At 67.3% G+C, this 16055-nt stretch carries 10 protein-coding genes; 6 read left to right on the plus strand and 4 right to left on the minus strand.

Annotated features, from left to right (window positions below; genetic code table 11):
* Positions 1 to 42: 42 nt before the first annotated feature.
* Both ACLJQ7_RS37430 and ACLJQ7_RS37435 read right to left on the minus strand, forming a co-directional pair.
* Positions 43 to 2142, minus strand: coding sequence for a (Fe-S)-binding protein (locus ACLJQ7_RS37430; protein ID WP_410652909.1), 2100 nt, complete (start codon positions 2140 to 2142; stop codon positions 43 to 45).
* 23 nt (positions 2143 to 2165) lie between these two features.
* Entirely contained in the window at positions 2166 to 2603 is a 438-nt protein-coding gene (locus tag ACLJQ7_RS37435) for a hypothetical protein (protein ID WP_410652910.1), read from the minus strand.
* Between the two features lie 378 nt (positions 2604 to 2981).
* On the opposite strand from ACLJQ7_RS37435, the gene ACLJQ7_RS37440 reads away from it, so the two are divergent.
* The 4 genes from ACLJQ7_RS37440 to ACLJQ7_RS37455 all read left to right on the plus strand — a co-directional run bounded on the left by ACLJQ7_RS37440 (position 2982) and on the right by ACLJQ7_RS37455 (position 12210).
* Positions 2982 to 3587, plus strand: coding sequence for a hypothetical protein (locus ACLJQ7_RS37440; protein ID WP_410652911.1), 606 nt, complete (start codon positions 2982 to 2984; stop codon positions 3585 to 3587).
* A gap of 17 nt (positions 3588 to 3604) precedes the next feature.
* Positions 3605 to 5614, plus strand: a complete 2010-nt coding sequence (locus ACLJQ7_RS37445; RefSeq protein ID WP_410652912.1) for a flotillin family protein — start codon at positions 3605 to 3607, stop codon at positions 5612 to 5614.
* Positions 5615 to 5628: 14 nt separating this feature from the next.
* Entirely contained in the window at positions 5629 to 10503 is a 4875-nt protein-coding gene (locus ACLJQ7_RS37450; protein ID WP_410652913.1) for a DNA repair ATPase, read from the plus strand.
* Between the two features lie 474 nt (positions 10504 to 10977).
* Complete coding sequence (locus tag ACLJQ7_RS37455) at positions 10978 to 12210, plus strand: DUF222 domain-containing protein (protein ID WP_410653026.1); 1233 nt, start codon at positions 10978 to 10980, stop codon at positions 12208 to 12210.
* Positions 12211 to 12880: 670 nt separating this feature from the next.
* Here ACLJQ7_RS37455 and ACLJQ7_RS37460 read toward each other — a convergent pair.
* Positions 12881 to 13801 carry a helix-turn-helix domain-containing protein gene (locus ACLJQ7_RS37460; RefSeq protein WP_410652915.1) on the minus strand — a complete coding sequence of 307 codons (921 nt, stop codon included), beginning with the start codon at positions 13799 to 13801 and terminating at the stop codon, positions 12881 to 12883.
* Positions 13802 to 13983: 182 nt separating this feature from the next.
* On the opposite strand from ACLJQ7_RS37460, the gene ACLJQ7_RS37465 reads away from it, so the two are divergent.
* Positions 13984 to 15186 carry a cytochrome P450 gene (locus tag ACLJQ7_RS37465; RefSeq protein ID WP_410652916.1) on the plus strand — a complete coding sequence of 401 codons (1203 nt, stop codon included), beginning with the start codon at positions 13984 to 13986 and terminating at the stop codon, positions 15184 to 15186.
* A gap of 5 nt (positions 15187 to 15191) precedes the next feature.
* Positions 15192 to 15371, plus strand: a complete 180-nt coding sequence (locus ACLJQ7_RS37470; protein ID WP_410652917.1) for a ferredoxin — start codon at positions 15192 to 15194, stop codon at positions 15369 to 15371.
* A gap of 49 nt (positions 15372 to 15420) precedes the next feature.
* On the opposite strand, the gene ACLJQ7_RS37475 is transcribed toward ACLJQ7_RS37470, so the two are convergent.
* Positions 15421 to 15972, minus strand: a complete 552-nt coding sequence (locus ACLJQ7_RS37475; RefSeq protein ID WP_410652918.1) for a snapalysin family zinc-dependent metalloprotease — start codon at positions 15970 to 15972, stop codon at positions 15421 to 15423.
* Between the last annotated feature and the right edge of the window lie 83 nt (positions 15973 to 16055).

The following is a 16055-nucleotide window of genomic DNA, read 5'->3' on the forward strand; positions in this document are numbered from 1 at the left end:
AGTCTAGAGTTCGGCGCGCCGAACTTCCAACTCTCGTGTGCCTCAAATCTCGGTGGTCGTCCGATCCCGCTCCCGCACGGTCTCCAGCAGCAGCTGGGAGACGTCGCGCACGGTGACGTTCTCCCCACGTTTCTCGCTCTGTCGCTGGACGAGGCCGTCATTCAGCATCACGCGGCAGAACGGGCAGCCGGTGACGATGGTTTCGGCGTCCGTGCCGAGTGCTTCGTCGACGCGTTCGAGGTTGATGCGCTTGCCGATCTGCTCTTCCATCCACATCCGCGCGCCGCCGGCACCGCAACAGAGTGCGCGGTCGGCGTGCCGGGGCATCTCGCTGAGCGTCGCGCCGGTCGCGCCGACGAGTTCGCGCGGCGGCTCGTAGACCTTGTTGTGGCGGCCGAGGTAACACGGGTCGTGGTAGGTCACCGGTCCGGCGTCGACCGGTTTGACCGGGGTCAGCTTGCCCGCGCGGACGAGCCGGTTCAGCAGCTGTGTGTGGTGCAGGACCTCGTAGTGCCCGTCCAGTTGCGGGTACTCGCGGCCTAGGGTGTTGAGACAGTGCGGGCAGGTGGTGACGATCTTGCGGGTGCCCGGTTCGCGGCCTTCGAACACCGCGTTCAGCGTCTCGACCGTCTGCTGCGCGAGCATCTGGAAGAGGAACTCGTTGCCCGAACGCCGCGCCGGGTCGCCGGTGCACGACTCGTCGGTGCCGAGGATCGTGTACTTCACGCCGGCGAGATGCAGCAGTTCGGCGGTGGCGCGGACGGTCTTGCGGGCGTTGTCGTCGAAAGCGCCCGCGCAGCCGACCCAGTAGACGTACTCGACGTCGTCGGCGAGTTCGCCGTCGAAGATCGGCACCTCGAAGCCGAGGTCCTTCGTCCACGCCAGGCGGTCGGAGTTGTTCTGGCCCCAGGGGTTTCCCTTGGTTTCGAGGTTCTTGAACAGCACGCCGAGTTCGCTCGGGAACGCCGACTCGATCATCACCTGGTAGCGGCGCATGTCCACGACGTGGTCGACGTGCTCGATGTCGACCGGGCATTGTTCGACGCAGGCACCGCACGTGGTGCAGGACCACAGGACGTCCGGATCGATGACACCGAAGTCCTCCTTGGTGCCGACCAGAGGACGTTCTTCCGGCGCTTCCTCGCCGTCCAGGATGTACGGCGCCTTCTCGAAGAGGTGGTCGCGCAGGTCCATGATCAACAGCTTGGGGGACAAGGGTTTCCCGGTGTTCCACGCCGGGCACTGCGACTGGCAGCGGCCGCATTCGGTGCAGGTGGCGAAGTCGAGCATGCCCTTCCAGGTGAAGTCCTCGATCTTGCCGCGGCCGAACGTGTCGTCCTCGCCCGGATCCTCGAAGTCGATCGGCTTGCCGCCCGATTCCATCGGCAGCAACGGGCCGAGCGCGTCCGGAAGCCGCTTCGCCGTGACGTTGACCGGCGCCAGGAAGATGTGGAGGTGTTTTGAGTAGAGCACGATCGACAGGAACGCCAGCATCACGCCGATGTGCAGCAGCAGCCCCACGGTCTCCAGCGGCTCGGTGACCGACGGGCCCAGCGGTTCCAGGAGTTCGCCCACGCCAAGGGAAACCCACGCGCCCGACTCGTACGGGAAGACGCCGACCGCGACTGAGGCGCCCCGGAAGAGGAACATCGTCCAGATCACGTTGAAGATCATGAACAGGATCAGCCAGGCGCCGCCGGTGTGCGACCCGAAGAACCGCGACGCGCGGTCTTTCCGTTCGGGTGCCTGGCGGATCCGGATGACCGCGAAGACCGCGAGCGAGACGAGCACCGCGACCGCGATGAAGTCCTGAAGGAAGCCCAGCGCCGCCCAGTGCCCGATGAGCGGGATGTGGAAGTCGTGGTCGAACAGGGCGCCGTACGCCTCGACGTAGACCGAGCCGAGAATCACGAAACCCCAGAACGTGAAGAGATGCGCGAGCCCGGGGACGGACCACTTGAGCAGCTTGCGCTGCCCGAAGACCTCGGTCAGATGCGTTTTCGCGCGGACGGCCATGACGTCCGAGCGTTTTTCGTCCGGCTGGCCGGAGCGGATCAGTTTGGCGAGCCACAATGCGCGGCGGACGGCGAAGGCGAGACCGGCGACGGTGATGAGCAGGCCGAGGATGAGACGAACGAGCACGAGTCCTCCGGGGGAGAATCGGCTCAGTGAGAGCCGGTGTAGTACCGGCACGCCTTGCAGGCGTACCGCATTTTGGCCACTCGCCACCGTTTTCGGTAGGCCTCGAGATGTCCCGGCCGTGGCGGATGCACGCCGAGCCTGTGGTGACGGCGGATCCGCCGTCCCGTTTCGAAGAGTTCGGTCGCCAGTCCGAGATAGGCGCGTCTGAGTGCTATGCCCGGTTCCGCGGCGAGGTTGTCCCGGCAGAATCGGTGCAGCAGGGCGAGATCGGGGAGGCCGGGCGTGGTCATGCCCGGCAGGTGCTCGACGACGCCGAGGCCGGGATGCCCCGGGCGAACGGAGAACCTCGCCGGAAGTCCACAATGGACGCAGGTGAGCGTGCAACTCAGACATCGGGTGACGTGGCGGATTCGCCGTTCGCGCCGATCCTCGTCGATCGTTTCGCGAACGTGCCACCCCATGGAGCCTCCCAAGACCGTGGTGTGTCCTGTGTCACTCTCAATACTGGAGAGTAGGGCCCGCTCCGGCGACGCGACAGGTCCAACCGGATGGCTTCCGCGCGGCCGGTCGGCGTAACGCTCCGCACCCGGCCGCCCTCCCCCGTCGCCGCCTCGTCCGATCACGCGAGTTACGCCTTCAATCACGCGAGTTCGGTGTCCGATCACGCGAGTCGCGCCTTCGGGCCGGCCGCGGCACGCCTCCCAGGCCGCGGCCAAACGCATTCAGAGGACTAAATGCGGTGAGTGGCCCCGCCCGCTTGCGAGGAGCACTGTGACCCACTCGTAGCCGAAAACCGTCCGCCCATGCTCACTCGCTGGTTATAGTCCTGACCCGGGGTGATGGGGGAGGGAACGACGGCGATGGGCGGGTTCGTCACCGCGGCTCTGGGGTTTCCGGCCGTGCTCTTCAGCTTCCTGCTGATCGTGGTGATCGGCTATTGGCTGCTGACCCTCCTCGGTGCCGTCGATCTCGATGAGTTCGACGGTGGGGACGGGCTCTTGGCGGGCTTCGGCGGGGTCCCGCTGTCCATTTCGCTCTCCTTACTGATCGCATTCACCTGGTTCGCCAGCCTGGCAGGGACGGTTCTACTCGATGACCTTGAGCTTTCGACACCATCGAGGATCGGGCTCGGGACCGGCGTGCTCGCCGTCGCGCTCGTGCTCGGCACACTCGGGACGAGGGTGATCGTGGTGCCGCTACGTCGCGTCTTCGGTCCCGCGAGGGAACCGAGCAGGAGAGACTTCGTCGGCAGGGTCGCGGTCATCCGCACCTCGTCGGTCACCCATGACTTCGGCCAGGCCGAAGTCGCCGCCGCCGACGGGTCCACGGCCATTGTGGACGTTCGTCAGGCAGGCGAAGGCAACCTCACGGCGGGCAGCCGCGTAGTTCTCTATGACTACGACTCCGAACGCGAGTTCTTCTGGGTCGAGTCCTTGGACATCTGAAGCAGAAAAGGAACACTATGGGTGCCATCAGCGTGGGGGCCGGCGTACTGATCGCCGTGATAGTTGTCATCCTCCTGGTCTTGCTCTTCACGATCACCAGGTTGTTCAAGAAGGTGCCGCAGGGTAAGGCGCTGATCATCTCGAAGGTCCGCCGCGTCGACGTGACGTTCACCGGCGCGATCGTCCTGCCCGTGCTGCACAAGGCCGAGATCATGGACACCTCGGTCAAGGCCATGGAGATCACCCGGACCGGCCGTGAGGGCCTGATCTGCCGGGACAACATCCGCGCCGACATCCGGATCTCGTTCTTCGTGCGGGTCAACAAGACCGTCGAGGACGTCATCAAGGTCGCGCAGGCCATCGGCACCGAACGCGCCAGCCATGAAGCGACGCTGCAGGAGCTGTTCAACGCCAAGTTCTCCGAGGCGTTGAAAACCGTCGGCAAACAGCTGGACTTCGTGGATCTCTACACCAAACGCCACGAATTCCGCGACCAGATCATCCGCGTCATCGGCACCGACCTCAACGGGTACAGCCTGGAGGACGCGGCCATCGACTACCTCGAGCAGACGCCGATGGCGCAGCTCGACTCGGCGAACATCCTCGACGCGCAGGGCATCCGCAAGATCACCGAGCTGACCGCGATCGAGCACGTGCGCACCAACGAGTTCCGCCGCAGCGAGGAAAAAGAGATCACCCGCCAGAACGTGGACGCCCGCGAGGCGATCCTGGAGCTGGAGCGGCGGCAGGCCGACGCGGAGATCAAGCAGAACCGCGAGGTCGAGACCATGCGGGCGCGTGAAGAGGCCGAGATCGCGAAGGTGCAGGCGGAGGAGCGGCTCAAGTCGCAGGCCGCGGGCCTGCGCACGGACGAGCAACTCGGCATCCAGCACCAGAACCAGCAGCGTGAGATCGAGGTCGCGGGCAAGAACCGCGAACGCGTGATCGCCATCGAGACCGAGCGCATCGAGAAGGACCGGCTGCTCGAGGTCATCGGCCGCGAACGCGAGACCGAGCTGTCCCGGATCGCCAAGGACAAAGAAGTCGAGACCGAGAAGCGGTCCATCGCCGAGGTGATCCGCGAGCGGATCGCGGTCGAGAAGACCGTGGCCGAGCAGGAAGAGAACATCAAGAAGCTCCGCGTGGTCGAAGAGGCGGAGCGGCAACGTTCGGCGATCATCATCCGGGCCGAGGCGGAGGCGCAGGAAAACCTCGTCAAGGACATCAAGGCCGCGGAAGCCGCCGAGGCCGCGTCGAAGCACAAGGCCCGCGAGGAGCTGACGCTGGCCGAGGCGCGCCAGCAGGCCGCCGAACTCGACACCCGCGCCAAGATCCGTCTGGCCGAAGGCATCCAGGCCGAGGAGGCCGCCATCGGGCTGGCCGCGGCGCAGGTCAAGGAACGCGACGCCGACGCGCTGGAGAAGGTCGGCCGGGCCGAGGCGATCGTCGAACGCGAGAAGGCGATCGTGCTCGCCGACGGGATGCGCGACAAGCTCAAGGGCGAGGCCGAAGGTCTCACCGAGAAGGCCGCCGCGATGGCCGCGCTCGACACCGCCAGCCGCCAGCACGAGGAGTACCGCTTGCGCTTGGAGGCCGAGAAGGAGATCCGGCTCGCCGCGCTCAACGTGCAGCGCGAGGTCGCCGAGGCGCAGGCCACGGTGCTGGGCATCGGGCTGGAGAAGGCCGACATCGACATCGTCGGCGGCGAGACGATGTTCTTCGAGAAGGTCATCGGCTCGATCGGGCTCGGCAAGAGCGTGGACGGTTTCGTCGAGCACTCGGACGTCGTCCAGACCCTCGGGAAGTCGTGGCTCGACGGTTCGGGCAGCTTCACCGACGACCTGACGAAACTGGTCGGCTCGGTGAGCACGGAGGACGTGAAGAACCTGACGCTGTCGGCCTTCCTGGCCAAGCAGTTGCAGGCGGGCGGCCCGGACAGCGGCAAGGTGCAGGAGCTGCTGGCCATGGCGCAGCGGCTCGGCCTGGCTGACAAGTCCGTCGCCGCCCTCGCCCCCGCGAAGCAGTGACGACGACCGAACCGGTGGCAGGAACGGAGCAGCTGGACGCGGGCACCTATGAGGTGCTCCGCGCCCGGCTCGCCGCACAGGCCGCCGAACTGGCGAAACGCGCGGACGAGCTCAACACCGCGCGGCTCGGGGTCTTCGGCAGCGCGCAGCTCGCGCTGATCGGCACGGAGCGGATCCGCACCGCGAACAACTGCGTGCCGCGGGATGTCGTGTCGGTCGGTGGGCGGATGCTGTTCGGCTACAACGTCTTCATCGGCCTCAAGCCGGAGACGACGGTCGACGACGTCTTCTCGCTGCACGGTTTCAGCCATGACATCGAAGACACTGTGGCGTTCCGCTTCGACGACGTGCCGGCTGAAGAGCTGCCGGAGCTGTTGCGCGACGAGCAGTTCGTCCGCGACTTCGCCGAGCTGTACCGGTACTACCGGCAGGCGAAGCTGCTCCAGCTGCGGCGAGTCGAGGGCAAACTGCTCGCGGTGTTCCAGATCGGTCCGCGGACCGAGGACATCCGGGTGCTGCGCTGGGGGATCGCCGCCGACGGCAAGGTGTCCTATGTGGACAGCCGGGGCGAACGCGATCACGTCTTCCCGCCGTCGCACGACTTCGAATGGATCGAGACGAGCCGCGAACAGCATGTTCTCGGGCGGCATCCGCATATCTCGATCGAGGACGAGGTGTTCGTCGAGACCGTCGGCGGCAACCTGACGATCAAGGTCGAGAACAACACCGAAACCGGTGAGGGCGTCTACGCCGAGGCGGTCGACGAGCCGCTGCAGAGCCTCGCCGACGCCGAGGTCTCCTACGCCAGGATCGGCCCGCTGATCCTGCTGCGGGTGTTGCCGTACAAGGAGACCGTGCACCGGTACCTGGTCTTCAACACCCGCACGCGTGACGTCGTGCGCCTCGACGGGATCGGGCAGGCGTGCCAGCGGCTGCCCGAGGACCACGGGATCATCTTCCCCGGTGGCTACTACCTCGACACGGGTGTCAGCAAGACGTTCGACACCACTGTGGACGGTCTCGAATTCGAGCGCGTGATCCGCTCGCCCAACGGCGAGGACGTGCTCTACGTCTTCCACGCCCGCGCCGACGGACGCTCGCTTCTCCTGCCGTACAACGTGATCCGCAAAGAGGTCTCGAACCCGATCCCGTGCCACGGGTATTCGCTGTTCGACGACGGCACGATGGTGCTGTTCCGCGCGCTTTCGGACGAGCCGAGCCGGGTGCACCCGATGCAGGTGTGGCGGACGCCGTTCCAGTCCGACACCTACGCCGCGTCGCAGCCGGCCGGGACCGGGCCGCTGGAGCGGGTCGGCAACGCCGATCTGGTCCGCGGGATCTCCGACTGTCTTTCGATCGGCCGGATGGTCGGTGAAATGGCGCCGTCGGCGGCGGTGTTCGAGGCCCTGATCGCCGCGTGCGCGCGGGTTTTCGACCACTACCACTGGCTCGGCGAGGCGGAACTCGGCGATCTGCGGTCGCCGCTGTCGGACGTCCGGGTCACAGCGGAACAGGTGCTCGACGAGTTCGAGACGGTCACCGCGCTCACCTCGCAGGCGGCCGACGCCGTCGAGGAAGCCGCCGCGGAAACCGCCTCTCTCGTGCGGAAGGTGCGGGGCGAGGCGCTGAACGCGGCCGACGCGTGGGTGCGCAGGCTCGCCGAAATGCACCGCGCGCGAGGCCATCTCGTCACCGTGCGGGAGCTGCGCTATGTCGACACCGACCGCGTCGACAAGCTGATCGCCGATCTCGACGCAAATTTCAGCGAAGCCGCTCAGCGCGCCGTCCGCTTCCTACAGGGCGAAGACGCGTTCACGAGCTATCACGCCGAGGTCGACGGGCTGATCGAGGCCGCGGGCGCGATCTCCACGGTCGCCGAAGCCGTCCCGGTCGCCGAACAGCTGGACGAGCAGTCCGGCGGCCTCGAAGTCCTCACCGACGTCGTCGGCGGACTGGACATCGCGGACGCCGTGGTGCGGACGAAGATCCTCGAACGCGTCGGCGAGGTCATCGGCGCGGTCAACCGGGCACGGGCCACCCTCGAAGCACGCCGCAAGGAACTGCTGGAGACCGAGGGCCGGGCGGAGTTCGCCGCCGAGTTCGCGCTGCTCGCGCAGGCGATCACCGGCGGGCTCGCGGTCGCGGACACGCCCGACCGGTGCGACGAGCAGCTCGGCAGATTGTTGCTGCAGCTGGAAAACCTCGAGTCACGTTTCGGCGAGTTCGACGACTTCCTGGCGTCGCTCGGGGAGAAACGCACCGACGTCTACGAGGCGTTCTCCTCGCGCAAGCAGGCGCTGCTCGACGAGCGGGCGCGTCGCGCGGACCGGCTGGTCGATTCGGCCGAGCGGATCCTCGCCAGTGTGACCCGCAGGGTCGGCACCCTCGGTTCGGTCGACGAGATCAACACCTACTTCGCCTCCGACCCGATGGTCGCCAAGCTGCGCAGCGTCGTCGCCGAACTGCGGGACCTCGGCGACCAGGTGCGCGCCGAGGAACTGGAGGGCCGGGTCAAGGCCGCCCGCCAGGAGGCAGGCCGCGCCCTGCGTGACCGGCTCGACCTCTACGGCGAGGGCGGCGAGACGATCCGCTTAGGCCGCAACACCTTCGCGGTCAACACCCAGGACATCGACCTCACCCTGGTACCGCACGACGGCGGGATGAAGTTCGCGATCACCGGGACCGACTACCGCTCGCCCGTGCGGGATTCCTCGTTCGAGGCGACGCGGCCGTATTGGGACCAGTTGCTGGTCTCGGAATCGCCCGAGGTCTACCGCGCCGAATACCTGGCGACGTCGATCCTGGCCGATCAACCGGAGCTGCCGGAAGCCGACCTGCTGGACGTCGTCCGTCGGGTGGCGGGGGACCGCTACGACGAGGGTTACGCGCGGGGCGTGCACGACCACGACGCCGCCGCGATCCTGTCGGTGCTGGTGCGCCTGCGATCCGGGGCCGGGCTGCTGCGGTATCCGCCCGCCGCTCGTGCCGCCGCTCAGTTGTTCTGGGCTTTCGGTGCCGACGAGGCGGCGAAGTCCGCGTGGACGACGCGCGCCGCGTCGCTCGCGCGGGTACGGGAGGCGTTCGGGCACACTACGGCGATCGACGCGCTGGCGCGGGAACTCACCGAGTCGATGAGCGCGTTCGCCGCGTCGTCCGGCCTGACGCTGGAGCTCGAACTCGCCGGCGAGTACCTCTTCGAGGAACTGGCCGACGCGTCGCCGGGTTTCGTCACCAGTGGTGGCGCGCGGACACTGCTCGACAAGTTCCGGCTCGACCGCCGGAGCTTCGCCGAAGACCTGCGCGCTCTCGAAGACCTCGCCGACCGTCACCAGCTCGCCGAGGCCTGGCTTCGGTCCTTTGTGGATTCGGCCGATCTGCCTGATGACGAGCTGGCGGAGGCCGTCGCCATCGAACTGGCCGACTTGCCCCGCTACGACTCCTCGGCGGAACTTTCGGCCACTGTGGACGGTCTGCTCGGCTCACATCCACGGATCGTCAATCGGTCCCTGACCCTGCGGCTCGACGAGACGCTGGCCAGGACGCTCCGGTTCCGCCGTGACCGGGTGCCGGGTTTCCGGGCGTACCAACGGCTGCGCAACGATCTGGTGGCGGCCGAACGCGACCGGCTGCGGCTGACCGAGTACAAGCCGAAGGTGATGAGCGCCTTCGTGCGCAACAGGTTGCTCGACGAGGTCTATCTGCCGTTGATCGGCGACAACCTCGCCAAGCAGCTCGGCGCGACCGGCGACGCGCGGCGGACCGACCAGTCCGGTCTGCTGCTGCTCATCTCGCCGCCCGGTTACGGCAAGACGACGCTCATGGAGTACGTCGCGAGCCGCCTCGGGCTGGTGTTCGTCAAGGTGAACGGACCGGCGCTCGGGCACGAGGTCACGTCGGTGGATCCGGCGGACGCGCCCAACGCGACGGCGCGGCAAGAGGTCGAGAAGATCTCGTTCGCGCTGGAGCAGGGCAACAACGTGCTGCTGTATCTGGACGACATCCAGCACACGTCGCCGGAACTGCTGCAGAAGTTCATCTCGCTGTGCGACGCGCAACGTCGGATGGAAGGTGTGTGGGACGGCCGGACGCGGACCTATGACCTGCGGGGAAAGCGGTTCGCGGTCTGCATGGCAGGCAACCCGTACACCGAGCAGGGCAAGCGTTTCCGGATCCCGGACATGCTCGCCAACCGCGCGGACGTGTGGAACCTCGGCGATGTGCTGTCGGGCAAGGAAGAACTCTTCGCGCTGAGCTACATCGAGAACTCGCTCACCGCGAACACTGTCCTCGCCCCACTGGTCTCGCGCGAACAGTCCGATGTGGACGTTCTCGTGCGGCTGGCCCGCGGCGACGGTTCGGTGCGGGCGGATCAGCTGAAGCACGCGTACTCGGCGACCGAACTGGAGCATATCCTCGCCGTACTGCGGAAACTGATCAAGGTGCAGCGGATCGTCCTGACGAACAACCAGGCGTACATCGCCTCGGCCGCGCAGGCGGACTCATCCCGCGTCGAACCGCCGTTCCAGCTGCAAGGCTCGTACCGCAACATGAACAAACTCGCCGGCCGGATCGTGCCCGCGATGAACGACGCCGAACTGGAAGCGCTGATCGACGACCACTACGCCGGCGAAGCGCAGACACTCACCTCCGGAGCCGAAGCGAACCTGCTGAAACTGGCGGAACTACGCGGACGGCTGAGCTCCTCGGAGGCGAAGCGATGGGCGGACGTGAAAGCGGCTTACCTGCGCGCGCAAGCGCTGGGCGGGGACGACGAGGACCCGATGAGCCGCGCGGTCGGCGCCATGGGCTTGCTGGCCGACCGGGTCGGCGCGGTCGAGGCGGCCATCGAGCGCGCTTCGGAGCGGATGGTCGTGCGGGACGTGATGTAGCTCGGGTTCGGTTGTCGGGAAGTTGTTTGCCGGGGCGTTCGGGTGGGTTCCGTCGGCGGGAATCGGCGATGGTGGCTGGTGGTTAGTGGTTGACGCTGGGGACTGCTTTCGTTTTCGGGAATTGGCGACGGGGTTTTGGTGGCGGGGCTTGGGTGAGCTTTGTTGCCGGACTGTGCTGTGGTCGCGCGGGTAGCTTGTGTGGAGATGTCGTTGTCGGATATCGGCGACGGGGCTTGGTGGTGGTTGGTGGCGGGGTTTGGGTGAGGCTTCGTTGCCGGACCGTGCCGCGGTCGCGCGGGTAGCTTGTGTGGAGTTGTCGTTGTCGGATATCGGCAACGCGACCCGGCGGTTATAACCGGCAGTCCTCCGCCGATTCATCATTGCCGAAAATCGGCAACTCCCTGCCGGGGCGCGAGCCCGGAAACTGTCGGTGGCCGGTCGTATGGTCGTGGGGTGGACACACATTCCGCGCCTGTGGCGCTACTGGAAAGACTCACCGACCCCGAGGCGCTGGAAGCGGTGAACGCTTCCGTCATTTCGTTGGACGACAAGGATTCCGTCGCTGTCGCGCAAGCGGCGTCAGCCGGGATCGCGCGGCTGGAAGCTGTCCGGTTCCGGGCGCTGGCGCAGTTGAACCGGCATCGCGACGGGGCGCCGAGCGTCACGCAGGAGGTCGCCTTCGCTCTGTCCCGTGTGGACAATCATGCCGGTGCGATGGTCGCCGCGGCCGACGCGTTGACCACCCGCCTGCCTCGCACTCTGTCCCTGATGGACCGAGGAGAAGTGAGCGGCTTCGGCGCGATGAAGGTCGCCGCGGCCACCGCGTGGCTGTCGGACGAGGACGCCCGCACCGTCGATGCGCTGCTGGAGGAGCGGCTACCGGGCAGAAACCCTGATCAGATCCGGAAAGCAGCGAACCACGCAGCGACCACCGTCGACCGTGAGGGCGCCGAGGCACGGGCCGAACGGCATCGCGAAGGCCGTCGCCTGACCTTGCGTCAAGGCGAAACGGGAGTGGCGTCGATCGAGGTCGAAGACGGGCCGGTCGAGAAAGTCGCCGCCGCCTACCGGCGCATCGATCGGGAAGCACGGGTGCTCAAGACCGGGGAGGAGACTCGCACCCTGGAGCAATTACGCGCCGACGTCGCGCTCGACCTCCTGCTCGGCGGCCAAGGCGGCACCGGTGAGCGCACCGAAGTGTTCCTGTACATGGACCTGTTCACCTATCTTGGCCTCAACGACGCTCCCGCAGATCTCGCCGGACACGGCACTGTCCCCGCCGCACTGGCCCGGCACATCGCCACCGGTCCGAACACCGTGCTGCGCCGCATCATCACGGACCCACTCTCCGGTCAGGTCCTCGACCTCGGGCGGGACCGGTACCGACCCAGCGCGGGCCTCGCCGAGTTCGTGCGGGTCCGGGACCGCGAATGCCGAAGACCCGGCTGCCACCGTCCCGCGCAAGCATGCGACATCGATCATTCAGTGCCCTGGCAGCACGGCGGCCATACCAACGTCGACGAGCTGATCGACCTCTGCCGCCGCGACCACCGTCTCAAAGACGAACCCGGCTGGACATACCGGCTCGCCTCGGACGGCACCCTCACGATCACCACCCCCACCGGACAGAGCTACGACAGCTCACCCCCGCCACTTCACCTACCCCGCCCAAGGACACCGCTCGCCGACGAACCGCCACCGTTCTGAGTCGCGTTGCCGGGAAGTGGCGACGGGTGGTTAGGTCTCGCTGTCGGAGTTGCGTTGTCGGGAAGTGGCGACGGGTGGTTAGGTCTCGCCGTCAGAGTCGCGTAGCCGAAACGCGGCGATGGGCGGTTAGGTCTCGCCCGTCAGAGTCGCGTAGCCGAAACGCGGCGACAGGCGGCTAGGTCTCACTGTCAGAGTCGCGTTGCCGGAAAGCGGCGATGGGCGGTTAGGTCCCGCCGCCAGAGTCGCGTTGCCGAAAACCGTCGACGGGCGGTCAGGTCTCGCTGTCAGAGTCGCGTTGCCGGAAGCCGGCGACAGGCGGCTAGGTCTCGCCGTTAGAGTCGCGTTGCCGGAAGCCGGCGACGGGCGGCTAGGTCTCGCCGTTAGAGTCGCGTAGCCGAAACGCGGCGAGGAGCACCCCCTGTGCGCAGGGTTCTGCTTTACCCCCTTCGAATCCTGCCGCTGCCAAGCGTCGTCATTGGAGCCCTGTCGCCGGAAAGCGGCCACGGGCGGCGTGTGCGGAGACGCTGCTTTGGTCCTTCGAGTTCACGGTCAAGTCTTGCTGTTTGACGCGTCGCCGGAAAGTGGCGACGGGCACCCTGTGCGCAGGGGTTCACGTTGGCACAGACAGCGTGCCCACGAAACCCCGACGCAGCCGTCACCACCCGACCACTCAAGACCCCAAGGCAGCCAACTGCCCAGCCGTGAGCCGTTCCACCAACGGAACCGCCCGATACTCCCCATCGCGAGAATCCACCCGGACCGGGCCGGCGATGTGCGGATGCGCTTCCGCCACCCGCAAGGCGCCCGCGGTCCGCTCGGCCGACCAATCCAGTGCCGAAGCGAGAGCCGGCAGGGAAAACTCCCGTCCGGCGTGCAGGAGTGCGGTGAGCACGGTCAGCGCGTCACCGGCGAAGATCGCGACGCGGTCGTCGTGCATGACTTCGTCGATGCGCGCGTGGAATCGGGAGAGGTCGTCCAAGCGGGCGCCCGCGGGTGTCGCGACGCCGAGGACTTCGGCGCCCTGACGGGAGAGCCTGACCCATTCCTGGTTCGAGCGGACGCTTTCGGCCCAGACTCGTTGCGGCATTTCCTCGTCGAGGACGTACTGCTCCCGGCGGCCGTCCCGTTCCCGTTTGAGCATCGCCTGCGCTTCGAGGTAGGCGACGGCGTTCGAGATCGAGGCCGGGCTGACCTGGAGCCGCCGGGCGAGTTCGGCGGCGGTGAGCACGCCGTCGTCGCTGACGGCCAGACAGGCGAGGACCCGCGCGGTCATCCGGGGCAGTCCGGTCGCCACGATCATCTCGGCGAAGTCGGTTTCGAAGGCGCGGACGGCTTCCGGGTCCCGGCCGTAGCCGTTTTCGACGACGGGGACGGCGCGCGGTCGCGGTTTGCGGCGCCGCGCGCGTTCGCCGGTGACGCGGTTCGCTTCGTCGGCGCGGTAGCCGGAGCGGACGCTGTTGCGCGCGACCTCGCGGCTGATCGTCGACGTCGGCCGCCCGAGCCGGCGGGCGATCTCGGCGTAACCGAGACCGTCCTTGAGCCAGGACGCGATCAGCCGGCGGTCCTCCTGGGTCAGCCTGCCACCGGGCATGGCACCTCCTGTGCGTTCAGGCGCAGATCATTGCAACGAGACGTTGCATTCATCGTCACGATCGTTGCAACGATTTCCGGAAATCTACCAGCTAATACCGGCGAAAAGCCAGTCCGCGGCTTTGAGTGATCTGTAAATGCAACGTAGCCTTTTGTCATCGGTAAAAACTGGGAGGAACAACGATGACCACATCGGTACCCCATCTCTCGGCACTACCCCTCGAACGACCGAAGGGCTGCCCGTTCGACCCGCCCGCCGAGCTCGGCACGCTCCGCGACGAGCACCCGCTCGTCCGGCTGACGTTCCCCGACGGCCACGAAGGCTGGCTCGCGACGGGGCACGCGATCGTCCGGGCCATCCTCGCGGATTCGCGGTTCAGCGCCCGGCAGGAGCTGATGCACTCGCCGCTGCCGGGCGCGGCCGCGATGAAGGAGATGCCGCCGGCGGTGCCGGGGATGTTCATCAGGATGGACGGTGCGGAGCACGCGCGGTACCGCAAGCTGCTCACCGGCAAGTTCACCGTCCGGCGGATGCGGTTGCTCACCGAACGGGTGGAGCAGGTGGCCACCGAGTATCTCGACGCGATGGAACGGCAAGGAACGTCGGCCGATCTGGTGACGGCCTTCGCGCAGCCCATTCCGGCGATGATGATCTGCGAGCTGCTCGGCGTTCCCTACGAAGACCACGAGTTCTTCCGTCGCAACGTCCTGCCGCTGAACATGCCGGACGCTCCGGCCGAGGAGCAGGACGCCGCCGTCAAGGCGCTGGGGGATTACCTCTACAAGCTCATCCTGGCCAAGCGGGCCGAGCCGACCGACGACATCCTCGGTGAACTGACGACAACGGATCTCACCGACGAGGAGCTCACCGGTATCGCGTTCCTGTTGCTGGGCGCCGGTCTGGACACGACGGCCAACATGCTCGCGCTGGGCACTTTCGCCTTGCTGCAACACCCGGACCAGCTCGCGGCGGTCCGCGAGGATCCGGAGCGCGTCGAGGGCGCGATCGAGGAACTGCTGCGCTATCTGGCCATCTTGCACACCGGTGCGCGTACCGCACTCGAAGACGTCGAGATCGGCGGTCAGCTCGTCAAGGCGGGGGAGGCGGTCGCGTTGTCGGGGATGGCGGCCAATCGCGATCCGCTGAAGTTCCCGGATCCCGACCGGCTCGACGTCCGCCGGAACGCCGCCGGGCACGGCTCCTTCGGGCACGGGGTCCACCAGTGCCTCGGCCAGCAGCTGGCGCGGGTGCAGATGAAGGTCGCCTTCACCGGGCTGCTCGCCAGGTTCCCGAAGCTTCGCCTGGCCGTTCCGGCCGGGGAGATCCCGATGCGGACGGATTCCGACATCTACGGGGTGTACGCGCTCCCGGTGGCGTGGGACTGATCGCGATGAAACTCGAAGTGGACCGGGAACGCTGTGTGGGCGCCGGGATGTGCGTGCTGACCGCGCCCGAGGTGTTCGCACAGGACGATGAGGACGGCCGGGTCCGGTTGCTGGACCGGGACCCGGCGGAGATCGGCGACGCCGTGCAGTTGTGCCCGGCGGGGGCGATCACGGCGAACGCTTAGCACGCCGACCAGGCCAGGGGGTGCCGGGCGGGCACCCCCTGGCGCGGGATCAGCCGATTTCCGCGAGGACCTTGCCCGCGTCGGCGCTCGGCACGGCGGTGCCGGCGTAGAGCTGCTGGACCCTGGCCTTCTCCTGGGCGTTGGGGTTCACGATCTTGCAGCTGACGCCACCGGTCGAGCCGGACATCAGCGACGAGCACGGGCCGGGCTTCACGTCGGGGAGGCCGAGGCTGTGCCCGAGTTCGTGGGAAGCGATCCGCGGCGTGTGATAGCCCTGCTGCACGGCCTGCCTGCCCATCCACACGGTGACCGTGCCGCCGGGGCGGACCGGGCCGAGCGTGGCGCGCGGCCAGCCGTTGTCGGCGATGACCCGGATGTTGACCCGCTGCCCCGGCGTCGCCTTCACGATACGGACGTTGGTGACGTTGGTGTTCCAGACGTTGACGCCGGCGGCCACCGCGTCCTTGAACTCCGCGGCCTGGCTGTCGTCGTAGGTCAGGGTGGTCGCCATGATCTCGGCGGCACCGGCGGAGGGTGCCGAGAGCACCGAGACGGAGAGCGCGGCGCCGGTGAGCACCGCGGCGAAGGTACGTCGAAGCACGTTGAACTCCTCGCGTTTAAGGCGTGCTGGAATTTCGGAGCAATGTCGACCCTGAACCTTTCGGCGCGCTCGGGGTACCCGCC

The organism is Amycolatopsis sp. cmx-4-54 (assembly GCF_046548895.1).
In the GTDB taxonomy this organism is placed as follows: Bacteria; Actinomycetota; Actinomycetes; order Mycobacteriales; family Pseudonocardiaceae; genus Amycolatopsis.